The organism is Bradyrhizobium sp. 1(2017), from assembly GCF_011602485.2.
In the GTDB taxonomy this organism is placed as follows: domain Bacteria; phylum Pseudomonadota; class Alphaproteobacteria; order Rhizobiales; family Xanthobacteraceae; genus Bradyrhizobium.
In genome coordinates this window covers 5,223,031-5,239,390 of record NZ_CP050022.2, presented here as the reverse complement: position 1 = coordinate 5,239,390, position 16,360 = coordinate 5,223,031, and the positions used below count along the sequence as shown (strand labels likewise).

Sequence of the window (16,360 nt, the reverse complement as noted above, 5' to 3'; positions counted from 1 at the left end):
GCGATATGGCCGGAGTTGACGCGCGGATCGTCCGCAACACCGCGCTGGCGATTCTTGCGCTGGTCGCGTTGCGGCTGGTCGCGGCCGCGTTCACGCCGATCACCTTCGACGAAGCCTATTACTGGATGTGGTCGAAGAACCTGGCGGGCGGTTACTACGACCACCCGCCGATGGTGGCCTATGTGATCCGCGCCGGCACCATGATTGCCGGCGACACCGAGCTCGGCGTTCGCCTCGTCTCGATCCTGCTGGCGCTGCCGATGAGCTACGCGGTCTATCGCTCCGCCGCGATCCTGTTCGGCGGTGCGCGCGTGGCCGCCACCAGCGCCATCCTGCTCAACGTGACGATGATGGCCTCGGTCGGCACGCTGATCGTGACGCCCGATGCGCCGCTTCTGGTCGCCTCCAGCTTCGTGCTGTTCTTCCTTGCGAAGGTGCTGGAGACCGGACGCGGGCCCTGGTGGCTCGCGGTCGGCGCAGCCGTCGGTGCGGCGCTGCTGTCGAAATACACCGCGATGTTCTTCGGGCTGGCGATCCTGATCTGGCTCGCGGCCGTGCCGAAATTGCGGCGCTGGTTCCTCTCGCCCTGGCCCTATCTCGGTGGCCTCGTTGCGCTGGCGCTGTTCTCGCCGGTGATCCTATGGAATGCGGATCATCAATGGGTCTCGTTCGCAAAGCAGCTCGGCCGTGCCAGGATCGAGGACTTCCGCCCCGTCTTCATCGCGGAGCTGGTTCCGACCCAGATCGCGTTCGCGACCCCGCTCGTCTTCATCCTCGGCGCGATGGGTCTGCACGCCTTGACCTGGCACCGGGCCGGCGCGCTGGCCTCGCGCGTGCTGATCGAGACGATGTTCTGGACCATCGTCGTCTATTTCGTCTGGCATTCGCTGCATGCCCGCGTCGAGGCCAACTGGTTCGCGCCTGTCTATCCGCCCTTCGTCATTGCTGCGGCGGCCGCAGTCAACCTCGTGCCGTGGCGGCCGCGCCAGCGGCGCCTGGCCGATTTCTGCCTGCGCTGGGCGGCGCCAACGGGCATCGTGATGTTTGCAGCCCTGATCGTGCAGGCCAATACCGGCTGGCTGTCCGGATATCGCCGCGACGCCACGGTGCGCAGCGTCGGCGTCGGCTGGCGTGAGCTTGCCGCCGAGATCGAAGCGGTGCGTGCGCGCAACGGCGCGACCTGTGTGCTCGCGCAGGACTACGGCACCACCGGATGGCTCGCCTTCTATTTGCCGCGCGGGACCTGCGTGGCGCAGCAGACCCAGCGCATCCGCTGGGTCAACATGCCTGAGCCCGATCCCAAGCTGCTCGCCGACAAGCTGCTCTACGTCGACGAGCTGCGTGCAGGAGGACGTCCTGCCCTCGACGAGCTTTTCGCGAAGGTGACGCAGGTTGCGCAATTGCAGCGCAAGCGCGGGCCGCTCGTGGTCGAGACCTACGGCATCGATCTGCTCGAAGGCGCCAAGGGTGACGTGCTCGACCGTTCCCCGCCGCCGGAGGCGCGGTAACGGCCGCGCCACTTCCTCGCCGTCGCCCCGGCGAACGCCGGGACGACAGCGGAGTGTTGGGTGGGGCGCGGTGTCTATCAGTCGATCATTTCAGCCTTGGTAGCCGCCTGGCCGCCCGGCCCATCCCTGTCCCGCCAGAACCACACGGTCACGACGCCGGAGCGGCCGCGGACCTGGGTGAGGAGGGGGCCTGTCAGGATGCCGTCGGGAGCGCCGTGGAAGTCGGCTGCATCCAGCAGCGTATCGCTCAGTGCGAGCCGCGCATGGTTCTGCGCGGCGACCTCCATCAGCCGGCTCGCGACATTGACCGTGTCGCCCGTCGCCGTGATGTGCTGGTGGCTCCCGCCGAGGCGGGAGGCGACGATCTCGCCGCAATGGGCGCCGATCTTGAAACCAAGCTGGTTGCCGATCGCCGGCGGCAGCGAGGCGATCCAGCGCTCGACGCCGCGATGCAGGCCGATCGCGCAATTCAGCGCGCGCGCGGCGTCATCCGGCATGGCGCGCGGCAGGCCGAACAGGATCATGGCGCCGTCGCCGAGAAAGCCGGTGATCATGCCGCCGCAATCGACCGCGGTCTTGTCGATCAGCGCGTGAAACGCCTTCACGATCTCCCGGAGCGCATCCGGATCGGTCCGTTCGCTCAGAGCCGTGAAGCCGGAGAGATCGATGAAGACCACGGCTGCGTCCTGGCGGACCGGTTTCGACAAAAAGTTCGGATCGCGCGCCAGCCACTCCTGCACCGCCGGCGCCTGGAATTGCGCCAGCGACCTGCTCTTGGCGGCGAGATATTGCGTGCGGCGGCCTCCTGCCCACAGCTGCACACCGGCAAAGACCGCGACCGGCGGCACGGTGGCCGCAAGCGTGGTGGCAGCGTTCAGCCAGACGCCATGCGTGAATGCGAGCACGTTGAGCCCGGCCCAGGCGATCATCACCGCAGCCGCCGCCATGATGCCGAGCGCGCTGCGCCGCCAGGCGAGCAGGCCAACCAGCAGCATCGGCAGGAGGATCGCGGCAAATGCGTCGGCGATACGGACCCTGCGATCGCGCAAGATGCCGTCGCCGGCGACGAGATGGGTGATTGCGGTCGAAACCACCTCGACCCCCGGCATCAGGGAATCGAACGGCGTCGGGTAGAAGTCGCCGCCGCCGGCGACCGAAGCGCCGATCACGACGATCCGGTTCTCGATGGCGGCGCGGCTGAGCGTGCCGTCGAAGATGCTCTGCGCGCTGACGGTGCGGATGGTGCGGCGTGGGCCATAGTATGTGATCGGCAGCGCGAAGTCGGCGTCGGTCGGCACCGCGCGATCGCCGAGCATGAGATGATCGGGTGCGATCGTCAGCGGCTTGTCGAGCGCGCGCGCAGCGACGCGAAGCGGAAATGACAGCTCGACCTTGTCCCGGGTGCGGAACAGCATCGGCACCGAGAGCGGCGATCCCGATTGGCCGGTCGCGACGTTGACGACGCCGACCTCGGCATGGTCGGCGAACGCCGGCAGCGGCAGCAGGAAGCGCTCGGCCTGGGGCAGGGTGGCGAGGGGCCCATCGCTGCTCGGCTCAATGGTCTCGCTGGCAGACGGGAAGATTGCCGCGGCGGCGAGGACCATCGGACCCGTGGCGAGCGTGTTCGCCAGCGTGGCATCGCCGATCGCGGCGCTGCGGTCGACCAGCAGCAGGTCGATCGCGACGACCTTCGGATTGAATTGCACGATGGTGTCGACGACACGGGCGAGATCGGCGCGCGGCAGCGGATAGGTCCCCCCGCGCTTCACCACGGTATCGTCGATCGCGACGATGGTGACGAAATCGGGCGGGCGCTGCACGCCGCGGATTTGGGTCCGCCAATCCGTCAGCGTCGCCTCGAGGCGGTCGAGAAAGCGCAGGTGGCCGTTGGCGTGCGCGGTATAGATGCCCGCGCCCCACAGTGCGGTGAGCACGAATGCCATCAGGATCTGAACGCGTCGGCTACGCATGCGGTCGTCTTGCAATCTTCTATTGTCCAAATCTCATTGGCCAGCGTCGTTACCCGGCCTTATCGTCCAAGTCTCGTCGTCCAAGCCTTACGTCCGAGACTTATTGCCGGAGCCTCGCCATGAGTGCGTCAACGCGCGGCTGGCCCCATGTCTTGACGGTCAGCGGGCCGGTTGTCTCGACATCAACGCCTTGGCCCGGTCCGAGCACGACGCCGCGTCCACGGGCCCTGCGGCTCACGCCGACACGGCCATCGGCGACGAACACGGAGGTCTTGGCGTCAGCGACGTCGACCGCCCATTTCGTGCCGCGCACCGCGGCAATCGCCTGCGGGGTCAGCACCTTGAAGGGATTGCCACCGCGTTTCTTGGGCACTTCGATCAGCAGCGCTTTGCTGCTCAACTCCACGGAGTCTATATGTCCGTCGCGGTTGGCGTCCTTAAGTTCAAATCGGGCGCCGTTTTCGGCAACGATCGTGACGCCGTTGTTGCAGCGCCAAATTTGCGTGCCTGCGGCCGACGGCGAATCCGTGCAGCCCGTACTGGCAGCGGGCTGTGCGCTTGCAAACCCCATCAACAACAGTGACCACGCTGCGGCGAAATACGCGGCGCGCGAAAAGCCTCTCATGCCAGCCTCCGTTTGCGTGCGCGGCACAGTCCAAGGCGATGTTGATACGGTACCGTATCATGCACAGAGGCTGCTGAAAAGTGCCGAGGTAGGAACTACTTTCTCGTCGCGCCGATTTCCAGACCGGCGCGATCAACTTTCAATCACGGCGCCGTGCCGCGTGAGCGCGCCACGCAGGATGTGTGATGCAGGATGAGCGCGGGCAATGAGAGCAGCGCAGCGGTTGGAGAGGGGCGCGCCCACCAGCCTCGCGCAACGCTTCCCCGTTATCCTCCGGGCATAAAGACCACGAAAACGACGTGATTGGATGGCCTTGGAGATGCCGCCGGACACCCCGGCAGAACGCGCCGATCCGGCCGAGAATTATGGTTAACAGATCCGAATAAGTCCGTAGTTCTGCGGGCTTTTTTCCCAAAATGAGACAGCGTTAACGAGCTGCCCCACATCCGCCCGAACTTAATCCGCATTTAACTAAAAGTCGCCTTAATGACGCTCCGACCCTCTGCGAGATGCTGTTCCCGGATCGTGACCAGCGGCACTTCGAAGGGGGACTTGGTGACACCGTCCTGGACGCAAGGCGAATGAGTACGAGTATCGCTGCGCAGAGTAACGCGGCACGGAAGTCCAAGAAGTTCTCGAAGAGCTATTCGCGGAAATCTTCCCGGAAAATGACCACCCGTAAATGGCTCGGCGCCGCGGCGATCGGCTGCGTCGTGATGGGCGCCGGCTGGACCATCTACACCAACATCCTCGGCGCCAGCGTCTATCCGACCGTCGGCAGCATTGGCTATGACGAGCCCGTGATCAAGCGTGCGCCCAAGGTCGCGCTGCGGGAGGCGGGCGAGGCGGTCAAGGAAGCCTTCTCGCTCTTGCCCGATCGGATCCAGATTGCCGCGCCGATCTCGCGCGAGATGTTCAACGAGCGCTTTGCCGCGGCTGCGACGCAAGGCGTACCATCGAATGCGGCCAGCGCCGCGCCCGCGACCCAGGTCGCCGTGGTCAAGGACGCGCCGAAGCAGAGTGTGATCGCGAAGGTCGCGGAAGCGCTGAAACCGTCGGCCCCGGCCAAGATTGCCGACAAGTCCACCGACAAGACCGCGGACAAGGCCAAGCGCGCTCCGGATGCCCAGATGCAGCTCGCCTCGGCCGATCCGGCCCAGATCGTGCCGGCACCCGAGGCGAAGCCGAAGTCGTTCGCCGATCGCGCCAAGGCGGCGGTGATGGCGATCACCGGCCCGCGTCAGTCGATGGTCGAAAAACTCTGGGGCAAGCGTGAGCCGTCCGGCGGGCTTCTGGCCTACGCCTCGGCCGATGCCAGCATCACCGCGGCCATCGCGCCCAAGGAGCAGAACCCGATGTTCGGCGGCGCGCCGCCCTATGAGCGCGATACCGCGGTCTACGACATCACCGCCAAGACGGTCTATCTGCCCGATGGCACCAAGCTCGAGGCGCATTCCGGCCTCGGTTCCAACCTCGACGATCCGCGCTCGCAGCGCACCCGCATGCGCGGCGTGACGCCGCCGCACATCTACACGCTGAAGCCGCGCGAAGCGCTGTTCCACGGCGTGCCGGCGCTGCGCCTGACCCCGATCGGCGGCGAGAGTGCGATCTACGGCCGCGACGGCCTGCTCGCGCACACCTACATGCTCGGGCCGAACGGCGACTCGAACGGCTGCGTGTCGTTCAAGGACTATTACGCGTTCCTCGACGCCTATCGCAACAAGGGCATCCGCAAGCTCGCGGTGCTGGCGCGGGTTGAGTGATCTCATCCTTCTGTGAATGACGCAAAGGGCCGCTCGCAGCGGCCCTTTCTTTTTCACGGGCCCGTTGTCAGCCCGGCCAACATTGTCCGCCGCCGTCGATCCTCAGCACCTGGCCGGAGACGAAGGCGCCCATGGGGCCGGCAAAGAACTCCACGACACGCGCGACCTCGTCCACCGTCGCGATGCGGTCGAGCGTGCCGCTCTCGACCATCCGGTCCGGATCCACGGCCCGCGTGCCGAGGAAGCGGCCCGTGCGGGTATCGCCAGGCGCGATGCAGTTGACGGCGATGTCGTAGGGACGGAGCTGGTCGGCAAGGCATCGCGTGTAGTGGGTCACGCCGGCCTTCGACACCGCATAAATCGAGCCGTTGGTTCGCCCCTTGAACGCCGCGACCGAGCCGAGCGTGACGATGCGGCCGGATCGCCGCTCCATCATGCCCTTGGCGACCGCCTGGCAGGTCAGGATGGTCGAGAGCAGATTACGCTCCAGCACCGCGCGCACGTCGGCCTCCTTGATGTTCACCGCATCGTTCGGATCCGGCTTGCCGCCGGCGGCCGCGATGTCGCCGCCGGCATTGTGGACGAGAATGTCGATCGAGCCGAGCGCAGCCTCCGTCTCGGCAATCACGCGTGCGATGTCCTCGCCCTTGGTGAGATCGCCGAGCACCCGCTGGCTGCGGACGCCGAATTGCTGTCCGATGGCTTCGGCCACCGCGGTGAGGGTGGTGCCCTCGCCATATTCCGCGGGGCCATTCTCGCGCATGCCGTGGATGGCAACGTCGGCGCCGAGCGCAGCGAGCCTCTCAGCAAAAGCGCGGCCGAGCCCGCGCCCCGCGCCGGTCACCAGTGCGACCTTGCCGGCCAGAATCTTCGCCGTGTCATGCGATGTCATGATCTTTTCCTGTTGTGAGAAGTCAGTCGATTGCGGGGCCAATCGCCATCGCCACACGTGCGGTGTAACGCGTGTACGCGGCGCAGTCGCGATCATCGCACGATCAGCGCTTGACGAAAACCAGGTTGCAGGCCCGCGCCTCGTTGCGCTTGCCGCTGCCGCGGCTGCGTTCGAACTGCGCATCGATCGTAAAGGCGTAGGGCGAGCCGGGCGCAAGGTTATTGAGGGTGTAGGCGCTCGCCCCCGTCGTGCCGCGTGCACTCAACGTCGTCTTGCCGTCCGCCGGAATCTGGCCGTCGATCTCCAGCCGGTTGCTCCCGCCTGGGTTCTGCCCCTCGGCGTGAAACACGCCGTTCGTCACGGTGGCTGCCAGGGCCCTGGTGAAGCCCTGCGCCTTGCCCGAAGTCGGGCAGTTCAACGTCACGTCCCAGTTGCCGTCGAAGGCCTTGGTCCCGCTGGCCCGGGCGGCGTCTGACGCCGGCGCGAGCACCGTCTTCTGCTTCAGGCCCTCGATCCGCGCCTTGGCGAGACCGGCGAAGCTGCAACTCGAAAATCGCGCCAGATGATCCTCAAAGGCGCTGGCATTGCCGATGCTCTCGGCGGCCTTCCAGTGTGCCTCCGCGGCTGCGCACGGATCGGGCCGCGGCGTGGGCTGGGGCGCGGTGGGGCGACCGTGATCGCGACCTGTCCGTTCAGATAGAACTTGCCGATGATCGACAGCGACAGCTCCGGGAGCTGGGTCTTGCCGCTCGAATCGTAGACGTCGCTGCTGATGTCGCGAAAGACGTCGCCGATCTCGTGCGGCTGCTCGATGTGCTTCAGGAACGCCGTCGTGTAGGGGCTGTTGCGGCCGGTGCCGTCGGCGGGCGACCTGTCCTGATTGCGTCGAGAACGATACGATCGTGCCGCGCGGCGCCTCGATCTTCGACAGCCCGCGTCCGATCGAGGCGGCGCGGGTCGCGCCGGCCGAGCGCTTGAGTGTTTCGGCGAGCGGATTGTCACGGCAGGAATCGAGCACCAGGATGCGCAGGTTCTTGGCCTGCTGTAGATCGTTCACGATGTCGTCGACCCGCACGAAGCGCTTGAGGTCCGCTTCATCAGTCAGCATGGCGTCGATGGGCATCAGATAGTTCACGCCGTTGTACTGCATCGCATGGCCGCTGTAATAGAACATGGACATCGGCTCTGCTGGCCGCGCGCGCGAAGCGGATGGTGAGGTCCTGCATCTCGGCCTGGCGCAGGTCAATGCCCTGGAGCACCTCGAAGCCGCTGCGCTTGAGCGAGGCGGCGACGTCCTCGGCATCGTGCGACGGGTTGGGGAGTTGCGCCGTGGAGGTATAGGCGCCATTGCCGACGACGAGCGCGATCCGCGTTTCCGCCAATGCGGAACCAGGACAAAGCCAGCAGGCGAGGTGGACTAGGCAAAGCTCGGCCAGGCGCGATCCGGAAAAAGCTCGCCTGAATGCCGTCCAGGGAAATATCGAAAATATCCCCTGAGATTAGCGCATGCCGGGTCGACTTCAATGCCCCCTTGCAAGGAAACGCCGGAGATCAACCCCGCGGTCACCCCAGTGCGTCGCCGCGTGCGATGATCGCGAAGCGGTCCGACAGCTCGGCGAGCGCGACCTCGTGGATGGTCCGGGCGTCGAGCGTGCCGCCGCTTCCGTCGGGCAGGTCACGGGTGGCGCAGCTGTCTGCATCGATGGTCGTGCGAAAACCGAGATCGAGCGCGGCACGCGCGGTGGAGCTGACGCACATATGCGTCATGAAGCCGGCCAGCACGATGTCCTTGCGTCCGCTCGCGGCGAGCTGCGCCTGCAGGTCGGTGCCGGCGAAGGCGTTCGGCAGCTCCTTCTCGATCACGAGCTCATTCGCACGTGGGCTGAGCTCGGCGACGATGGCGCCGCGATCGGCGGAGCGATCGAACAGGCCGCCTTGCTTGCCGCGATGGGCGATATGGATGATCGCAGCGCCGCGCTGGCGCGCCCGCGCCAACAGCGCGGCCGCCCGCACGATCGCAGGCTTGGCGTCGGGCAGGGCGAGGGGGCCCGCCAGATATTCGTTCTGGATGTCGATCAGCACCAAGGCGGCGTCGCCAAGACGTGGCGGGGTGAGGTCAGCACCGGCGAGTTGCAGCAGGGTCTTTGCGGAGGTCATGGCTCAATTCTCCAGGACAGCGGGTTGGGCCGAGCATAGCCTCCCGGCTGCCTGCCGATATGCAGGGATATTGCAGCCGATGGCTGCGATATTGCAGGCCATTGCCGACCAATGTAACCTTGCGCCATGAACTGGGACGACCTTCGCATCATTGCCGCGGTCAGGGACGAGGGCACCTATGCCGGCGCCAGCGCACGGCTGCGCATCGACGAGACCACGGTCGGACGCCGGCTGTCGCGCATCGAGCGCGCGCTCGGCCTGCGCCTGTTCGAGGCCGCCGACGGCGTCCGCAGGCCGACCCGGAGCTGCGAAGCGGTGCTCGCGCATGTCCAGGCGATGGCTGCGCATGCCGCCGAGATCGGCCGTGTCGGTCGGAGCCTGCCCGGCCCGGCGGGAGATTTGCGCATCGCCTCCACCAATGCATTCGCGGAGGAGGTGCTGGCACCGCATGCGAGCGACTTCCTGCGCGCCAATCCCGGCCTGACGCTGCAATTCCTGACCTCGAGCGACAATGTCAGGTTCTCGCGCTGGGAAGCCGATCTCGCGATCCGGCTGCGCAAGCCCGACAAGGGCGACTTTTCCATTTCGAGGCTCGGTGACATCAAGCTCTATTATTTCGAGCCGGTCGCGACCGAAAGCGAGCCGATGCTGTGCGCCTATCCGGACGAGCTCGGCGCCATTCCGGAGATGCAGTTTCTGCGGACCAAGAAAATCCGGCCGCGCTGCGTGACCGACAATGTCCGCGTCATCCGCACGCTGATCCGGTCGCACCGGGCCGCGGGCGTGCTGCCGGAGCACAGCTGCACCGAGTTGCTCGGCGACCGCCGCCTGCGCGCCACGCTGCTGCCGAAACGGCGCGACGTCTGGCTGCTCGTGCAAAACCATCTCAAGCGCGATTCCGCGACTCGCGTGACGATCGACTGGGTGCGGTCTTGTTTCGAGCAAATGTCGCGCGCCCGACGCGACGTCGACTTGTGATCGTCGCGTCACGGTACGTGACGCCCGACGAAAAATCTTCGCGCAGCCTCTTGCAACCCGAACGTGCTTCGTCTATTAGCGCGGTCCTTCGCTAGGCCATGGGTTCGGGCTCTCTGAGATCCCGACCGGCGCGGGCCGGTCTCCGGTTTCGTGTTCCGCCGAATGAAGGAGAAACGCAGGACGTAGCTCATGGAGAGCGTCGGGCTGAACACCCGAAGGTATCGGTTCGATGCCGGTCTCTTGCACAAAGGATAGCTCAGTTTGGTAGAGCAGATGACACTGACTCATCGTGACGCGGGTTCGAATCCCGCTCCAGCGCTCCGTTTCAGCCTGAAAAGCTGATACCTCTGACGAGGACCGGACGCGCGCTTCAGTCGCAGTCCGGCCGTTTTGCCGCAAGGCTTTCCGTCCGAACCTAGACACTGTGAGACCGGCTTTGCGCCGCGGGTAGATACCGCTTGCGCCGATGCCGGGTGGCTCCGCATGACCGCGCGACACGCGTCGCGCGATCGCGCGCGTGCGCCCGTCGTCGTGCAAGCTCAAGCCCCGGCCCGTCGATCTCCCGGGAAGCGTCGTCCGCGTCCTCACGTCCTTTGCAAGCGAAACCTGTCGTCCGGCATCCGGCCGGGCGCAAACGAAGGAGGCGTGTCGTGACTTCGAACAAGAGCTGGCACTTGCTGATGCTCAACTTGACGGTGAAGGATGGCGAGCGTGCGCTGCTCACGCGCAACGGGCAGCTCGTGCGCGTGCTCGCGCCCGGCAAGCACCGGCTGTTCGATCCCCTGCACGAGCTGAAGGCCGAGGTGCTCGACGTGGTCCGCAGCGAATTTTCTGCGGATCGCTACGCGGTGCTGAAGGCCGCGCGGCCCGATCTCGCCGCGGAGCTGTTCGAGGCGGTCGAGACGAAGGCGGACGAGATCGCCATCGTCAGCCTCGATGGCCGGCCCGTGCATCTGATGACGCCCTGGCAGGTGCGCGTCTACTGGAAGGTCGCAACCCGCATCGATGTCGAGCGCATCGATGTGTCGCGCGATGCCAGGGTCGATGCGCGGCACCTGGCCATGATCGAGCGCAACCGCTCGACCGTCGTGACGGAAGCTGTGGTCGAGAACCACGAGGCGGGCCTGCTCTATGTCGAGGGCCGGATCGTGGAGCGGCTTGCGCCTGGCCGGCACGCCTTCTGGACTGTCGGCCGCAAGATCGAGGTCAAGCGCCTCGACCTGCGGCCCCAGGCGGTCGAGATCACTGCGCAGGAGATGCTGACCAAGGATCGCATCGCGCTGCGGGTGACGCTGACTGCGTTCCGCCGGGTTGTCGATCCAGAGCGCACGGTTGCGACCGTGCCCGACGTGGATGCGTGGCTGTACCGCCTGGTGCAGTTCGCGATCCGCGAAGCGGTCGCGGGCCGGACGCTGGACGAGGTGCTGTCTGCGAAGGCGGCGCTGGATGCGGAGCTGCGCGACTATGTGCGGGCACGCGTCGCGGGGTCCGGTGTCGAGGTGACCGAGCTCGGCGTCAAGGACGTGATCCTGCCCGGCGAGATCCGGGAGCTGGTGAACAAGGTGGTGGAGGCGGAGCGGGTCGCGAAGGCGAACCTGATCCGCCGGCAGGAGGAGACCGCGGCGACACGGTCGCTCCTGAACACCGCCCGCCTGATGGAGGAGAACCCTCTGCTGCTCCGGCTCAAGGAGCTGGAGTCGCTGGAGCGGCTGGTCGAGAAGGTCGGCCGCATCGACCTCCATGCCGGCAACGGCGAGGGTCTCGACGCCCTCCTGACCCGGCTCGTGCGCCTGAAGGCGCCCGAGAGTGCGTGAAACCGAAGGGCCGCCCACGGGCGGCCCTTCACATATCCGTCGCATCGTCCGCCATGAACGGATGGCAGCGCCTGTGCGACCAAGATCACGGAGCGGGGATTGCACGCGCGCAAGAGTTGCGTAATCTCGTGCCGACACGGACTTGATCAGGGCAGCTGCATGACCACTCTTGAGGACACGATCCGGCCGGCGCGGTCGTCGGCGCAATCGCGGGAATGGAAGGCGATCGTGATCCTGATCCTGCTGATCCCGGTGCTGTGGTCGCCGCCGTTCCTGTTTCGCTTCTTCCTGTACCAGCCGTTCAACATTCCGTCTGGTTCGATGTCGCCGACGCTGATGGTCGGCGACTACGTGTTCGTTTCGAAGAGTGCCTATGGCTACGGGCGCTATTCGTTTCCCTTCGCGCCGTCCTGGATTTCCGGCCGCGTCCTTGCCGCAGAGCCGGAGCATGGCGACATCGTCGTGTTCCGGACCGCGAAAGACACCTCTGCCGACTACGTCAAGCGCGTGGTCGGACTGCCTGGCGACCGTATCCAGATGCGGCAGGGCCAGCTCATCCTCAACGACCGTCCGGTGACGCGCGTCGCGCTCGAATACGGGCTTGCCTACACGGCCTGCGGTGCGGATGGCAGCATCAAGGTCAAGCGCTGGCGCGAGACGCTGCCGAGCGGCACGTCCTATGTGACCTTCGACTGCGCCGACAACGGTTTTCTCGACAACACCAACGTCGTCACGGTGCCGCCGGGCCATTTCTTCGTGCTCGGCGACAACCGCGACAATTCCACCGATAGCCGCATGATGTCGTCGTTCGGCTTCGTGCCGATGGACAATCTCGTCGGCAAGGTGACGCGGATCTTCTGGTCGCTCGACGAAGATGGCGAGCCGCACATGGAGCGTCTGGGAAAGGTGGAGTAGGCCGACGACGTCTTTTCACGAGGCAGGTATGGTCCGCTTCTGCGCTTCCTCGATGTGTCGTCGCTGATCGAGAAAGGCCTGGCTTGACCTCGTCTTGAACAATTCGAGGTTCTCGGTTGGATCGACCCAGGGTGTCAACGCCTTGTCGGTATAGGTGAGCCGGTTTGGGTCGCGCTTGACCTTGCGTGCGAGGCGCTCGAGCCGGATCGCAAGCGTCGCCCATTGGGCGGCTTTGGTCGCGGTTTCCGCGATGAAACGCGGATAGAACAGCCAGGCCGACTCGGTTGGTAGATGCGGACGGCGCTCACGCCTGCTCTTCAGGCGGAGCACGCCGCCTTCGAGCGGATGTACATGCTCGATCGGATGGTAACCTCTGAAATAGAGAACGAAGGTTTTGATCCGGTTGACGCTGTTGCCGGACGCGGCGGCCCGCCGCATGATCGTTTCGACATGCGCCCAGCTGTAATAGGTGGTCCAGGCCATCCTGTAGGCATCCTCCCATTCGGCCTGGGACATCGTCGCGTGCGCAACGGTGACATGGTCCAGATCGTATTTGTTGAGATCCGGGTCCATTGCGACGCCCTTGGCGTAGAGCGTCTTGTGATCTTCCGATCCGGGCAGCGGCGTCAGGAAGAAGAACTCCAGCATGTCGATCGGCAGTTCGTCCTGGATGATCCGGATGTCACGGACGATCGATGCCAGCGTGTCGTTCGGGAAGCCCAGGATATAGCCGCCAACGGTGACGATCTTGGCCTGTTTCCAGGCGAGCATCATCTCGCGATAATCCGTGATCTTGTTCTGGCGTTTCTTGGCGCCGAGCAAGCTGTCGGGGTTGATATTCTCCAGGCCGATAAAGCATCGTCGTACGCCGGCTCTTGCGCATTTCTCGACGAAGTTCGGCAGCTTGTGACAGAGGGTGTCGACCTGGATCGTGAAACTGAGCTGCCATCCTTCCGTCTCGCGCAGCGCGATGATGCGGTCGAGCAGCAACTCCCAGTCCTTGTTGCGCGCAAAATTGTCGTCGGTGATGAAGAAGGCGTGAATGCCCTGCGCGACATTGGCGCGGATCAGGGTCTCGATGTCGTCGGGGGATCGGCGCCGCGACTTGCGGCCCTGCACATTGATGATGGTGCAGAACGAGCACTGGAACGGGCAGCCGCGGCCCGCATCGAAGCTGGTTGTGCGGCCCATCACCCGCGCGATCTGCGCCTGCGGGATGATCGGCAGCGACTGGCCTTCGAGATGCGGAAGGTCGTTGAGGAAGTCGTACTTTGCCTGGAGCTGTCCTGCGAGGGCATCCTTCAGCACGAGCTCGAGACGGCCCTCGGCTTCCCCGGCAAACACCGAGACGCGGAGCGCCATGATCTCGCGCATGTCGGGGTCGCAGTCCGGCAACATCGCCAGCGTCCCCGAAACATGGAAGCCGCCGACCGCGACCTGGATGCCCCGACCGCGAAACTGCCGTGCGATATCGAGCGCCCGCGGAAACTGATTGGACTGCACGCCGACCAGCATGACCATGCCAGCGCCGGCTGACTGGATGGAGCGCGCCAGCGCGTCGATCCGGACTTTCCGGTTGGTCTCGTCGATCGCCTCGATGTCGATGTCGACATCAGTGCCGAGAACCTGGCGCTCGCGGCAATTGAGCGCGATGCCGTGAAGGCACGCCAGCGAATTCGACGGCAGGCCACCCCGCCACCACCGGATCACATAGCCATCACTGTCGTAGTGAGACGGCTTGATGAGAACAAGCCGGAACGTCTTGTTCGATGTCATGCGTCAACGCTATCGCGCAATCCACCGATCGCCAAGTTCGTTTCGATTGCCGATTTGTCGCGGCCGACACATTCGGCTGCAGACGGGGCGGCGCAACGCCCGATATCTGATATGGGCAGATCGGTCCGGTGGTGCGGCGAGGCAGCCCCGTCATCCGGGGGTGGTGCTACCGAAGTACCGTTGCGGAGTATATCAATCGCACGCAGGAGTGGTCGACGTGCAGAGAGCCCGTCACATGATAACGGTGGTTGGATACTGAAAACAAAAACCCCGGCATCGCTGCCGGGGTTTCGTAGTTCTCGAGGTGGTTGGACCTTAGAAGTCCATGCCGCCCATGCCGCCGCCCGGAGGCATCGCGGGGCCGGCGCCGCCCTTCTTGGGCAGCTCGGCGACCATGGCTTCCGTGGTGATCAGCAGAGCCGCAACCGAGGCTGCGTTCTGGATCGCGGTGCGAACCACCTTGGTCGGGTCGATGATGCCCTTCTTGACGAGGTCGGCATATTCGCCGGTCTGGGAGTCGAAGCCGTAATTGTAGGCCTTGTTCTCCAGGATCTTGCCGACGATCACCGAGCCGTCTTCACCGGCGTTGATCGCGATCTGGCGAGCGGGCGCCGACAGCGCCTTGCGCACGATCTCGACGCCGGTCTTCTGGTCGTCGTTCTTGGTGCGCAGGCCCTTGAGCTGCTCGGAGGCACGGAGCAGGGCCACGCCGCCGCCCGGGACGATGCCTTCTTCCACGGCCGCGCGGGTCGCATGCATCGCGTCATCAACGCGATCCTTGCGCTCCTTCACCTCGACCTCGGTCGCGCCGCCGACGCGGATCACCGCGACGCCGCCCGCGAGCTTGGCGAGACGCTCCTGGAGCTTCTCACGGTCGTAGTCCGAGGTGGTCTCCTCGATCTGCGCCTTGATCTGGGCCACGCGCGCCTCGATGTCGGCCTTCTTGCCGGCGCCGTTGACGATCGTGGTGTTCTCCTTGTCGATCATCACCTTCTTGGCGCGACCGAGCATGTTGAGCGTGACGTTCTCGAGCTTGATGCCGAGGTCTTCCGAGATCGCCTGGCCGCCGGTCAGGATCGCGATGTCCTGCAGCATGGCCTTGCGGCGATCGCCGAAGCCCGGCGCCTTGACGGCCGCGACCTTGAGGCCGCCGCGCAGACGGTTCACGACCAGGGTGGCGAGGGCTTCACCTTCGACGTCCTCGGCGACGATGACCAGCGGCTTGCCGGTCTGCACCACGGCCTCGAGCAGCGGCAGCAGCTCGTTCAGCGAGGAGAGCTTCTTCTCGTTGATGAGGATGTAGGCGTCGTCCATCTCAACGCGCATCTTGTCGGCGTTGGTGACGAAGTAGGGCGAGATGTAGCCGCGGTCGAACTGCATGCCCTCGACGACGTCGAGCTCGGTCTCGAGCGACTTGGCTTCCTCGACGGTGATGACACCCTCGTTGCCGACCTTCTTCATGGCATCGGAGAGGAACTTGCCGATCTCCTGGTCGCCGTTGGCCGAGATGGTGCCGACCTGGGCGATCTCGTCGTTCGAGGTGACCTTCTTGGAGTTCTTCTGGAGGTCCGCAACCACAGCCTCGACCGCGAGGTCGATGCCGCGCTTGAGGTCCATCGGGTTCATGCCGGCGGCGACCGACTTGGCGCCTTCCTTCACGATCGCCTGGGCCAGCACGGTGGCGGTGGTGGTGCCGTCGCCGGCCGCGTCAGCGGATTTGGAAGCGACTTCGCGCACCATCTGGGCGCCCATGTTCTCGAACTTGTCGTCGAGCTCGATCTCCTTGGCGACGGTGACGCCGTCCTTGGTGATGCGGGGAGCGCCGAACGACTTGTCGAGCACGACGTTGCGGCCCTTCGGACCGAGCGTGACCTTCACCGCGTTGGCGAGAACGTCGACGCCGCGCAGCATCTTGTCGCGCGCTTCAACCGAGAATTTGACTTCTTTGGCTGCCATCTGGAA

General features: G+C 65.4%; 11 protein-coding genes, 2 tRNA genes and 1 pseudogene. 7 read left to right on the top strand and 7 right to left on the bottom strand.

The window, feature by feature from the left end:
* Nucleotides 1-5: 5 nt before the first annotated feature.
* Nucleotides 6-1,508, top strand: a complete 1,503-nt coding sequence (locus tag HAP40_RS24930) for a glycosyltransferase family 39 protein (protein ID WP_166815255.1) — start codon at nucleotides 6-8, stop codon at nucleotides 1,506-1,508.
* 77 nt (nucleotides 1,509-1,585) lie between these two features.
* On the opposite strand, the gene HAP40_RS24925 is transcribed toward HAP40_RS24930, so the two are convergent.
* Together HAP40_RS24925 and HAP40_RS24920 are read right to left on the bottom strand one after the other, a co-directional pair.
* On the bottom strand, nucleotides 1,586-3,478 hold the full coding sequence (locus HAP40_RS24925; RefSeq protein ID WP_166815256.1) for a CHASE2 domain-containing protein: 1,893 nt from the start codon (nucleotides 3,476-3,478) through the stop codon (nucleotides 1,586-1,588).
* Nucleotides 3,479-3,578: 100 nt separating this feature from the next.
* Nucleotides 3,579-4,103, bottom strand: coding sequence for a FecR domain-containing protein (locus HAP40_RS24920; protein ID WP_166815257.1), 525 nt, complete (start codon nucleotides 4,101-4,103; stop codon nucleotides 3,579-3,581).
* A gap of 668 nt (nucleotides 4,104-4,771) precedes the next feature.
* Here HAP40_RS24920 and HAP40_RS24915 point away from each other — a divergent pair.
* The gene (locus HAP40_RS24915) at nucleotides 4,772-5,866 is read left to right on the top strand and encodes a DUF2778 domain-containing protein (protein ID WP_166815258.1); all 1,095 of its coding nucleotides are present in this window, start codon (nucleotides 4,772-4,774) and stop codon (nucleotides 5,864-5,866) included.
* 67 nt (nucleotides 5,867-5,933) lie between these two features.
* On the opposite strand, the gene HAP40_RS24910 is transcribed toward HAP40_RS24915, so the two are convergent.
* The 3 genes and pseudogenes from HAP40_RS24910 to HAP40_RS24900 form a co-directional block, all read right to left on the bottom strand.
* The gene (locus HAP40_RS24910; RefSeq protein ID WP_166815259.1) at nucleotides 5,934-6,758 is read right to left on the bottom strand and encodes an SDR family NAD(P)-dependent oxidoreductase; all 825 of its coding nucleotides are present in this window, start codon (nucleotides 6,756-6,758) and stop codon (nucleotides 5,934-5,936) included.
* Between the two features lie 103 nt (nucleotides 6,759-6,861).
* Nucleotides 6,862-8,239, bottom strand: a pseudogene (locus tag HAP40_RS24905) (caspase family protein).
* An 82-nt stretch (nucleotides 8,240-8,321) separates the two neighbouring features.
* The gene (locus HAP40_RS24900) at nucleotides 8,322-8,915 is read right to left on the bottom strand and encodes a cysteine hydrolase family protein (RefSeq protein WP_166815260.1); all 594 of its coding nucleotides are present in this window, start codon (nucleotides 8,913-8,915) and stop codon (nucleotides 8,322-8,324) included.
* 126 nt (nucleotides 8,916-9,041) lie between these two features.
* Here HAP40_RS24900 and HAP40_RS24895 point away from each other — a divergent pair, with 126 nt between their 5' ends.
* The 5 genes from HAP40_RS24895 (at nucleotide 9,042) to lepB (ending at nucleotide 12,622) form a co-directional block, all read left to right on the top strand.
* Nucleotides 9,042-9,893, top strand: a complete 852-nt coding sequence (locus HAP40_RS24895) for a LysR family transcriptional regulator (RefSeq protein ID WP_166815261.1) — start codon at nucleotides 9,042-9,044, stop codon at nucleotides 9,891-9,893.
* Nucleotides 9,894-10,068: 175 nt separating this feature from the next.
* Nucleotides 10,069-10,138, top strand: a tRNA-Phe gene (locus HAP40_RS24890).
* A 4-nt stretch (nucleotides 10,139-10,142) separates the two neighbouring features.
* Nucleotides 10,143-10,208 (top strand) — tRNA-Gln (locus HAP40_RS24885).
* Between the two features lie 365 nt (nucleotides 10,209-10,573).
* Nucleotides 10,574-11,707: a slipin family protein gene (locus HAP40_RS24880; protein WP_166819376.1), complete on the top strand. Its 1,134-nt coding sequence runs from the start codon at nucleotides 10,574-10,576 to the stop codon at nucleotides 11,705-11,707.
* Nucleotides 11,708-11,866: 159 nt separating this feature from the next.
* Nucleotides 11,867-12,622, top strand: a complete 756-nt coding sequence (lepB, locus tag HAP40_RS24875) for a signal peptidase I (protein ID WP_166815262.1) — start codon at nucleotides 11,867-11,869, stop codon at nucleotides 12,620-12,622.
* Between the two features lie 15 nt (nucleotides 12,623-12,637).
* On the opposite strand, the gene HAP40_RS24870 is transcribed toward lepB, so the two are convergent.
* Both HAP40_RS24870 and groL read right to left on the bottom strand, forming a co-directional pair.
* Nucleotides 12,638-14,398, bottom strand: a complete 1,761-nt coding sequence (locus tag HAP40_RS24870) for a B12-binding domain-containing radical SAM protein (RefSeq protein ID WP_166815263.1) — start codon at nucleotides 14,396-14,398, stop codon at nucleotides 12,638-12,640.
* Nucleotides 14,399-14,713: 315 nt separating this feature from the next.
* Nucleotides 14,714-16,354 carry a chaperonin GroEL gene (gene groL / locus HAP40_RS24865; protein ID WP_060736470.1) on the bottom strand — a complete coding sequence of 547 codons (1,641 nt, stop codon included), beginning with the start codon at nucleotides 16,352-16,354 and terminating at the stop codon, nucleotides 14,714-14,716.
* Nucleotides 16,355-16,360 lie beyond the last annotated feature (6 nt).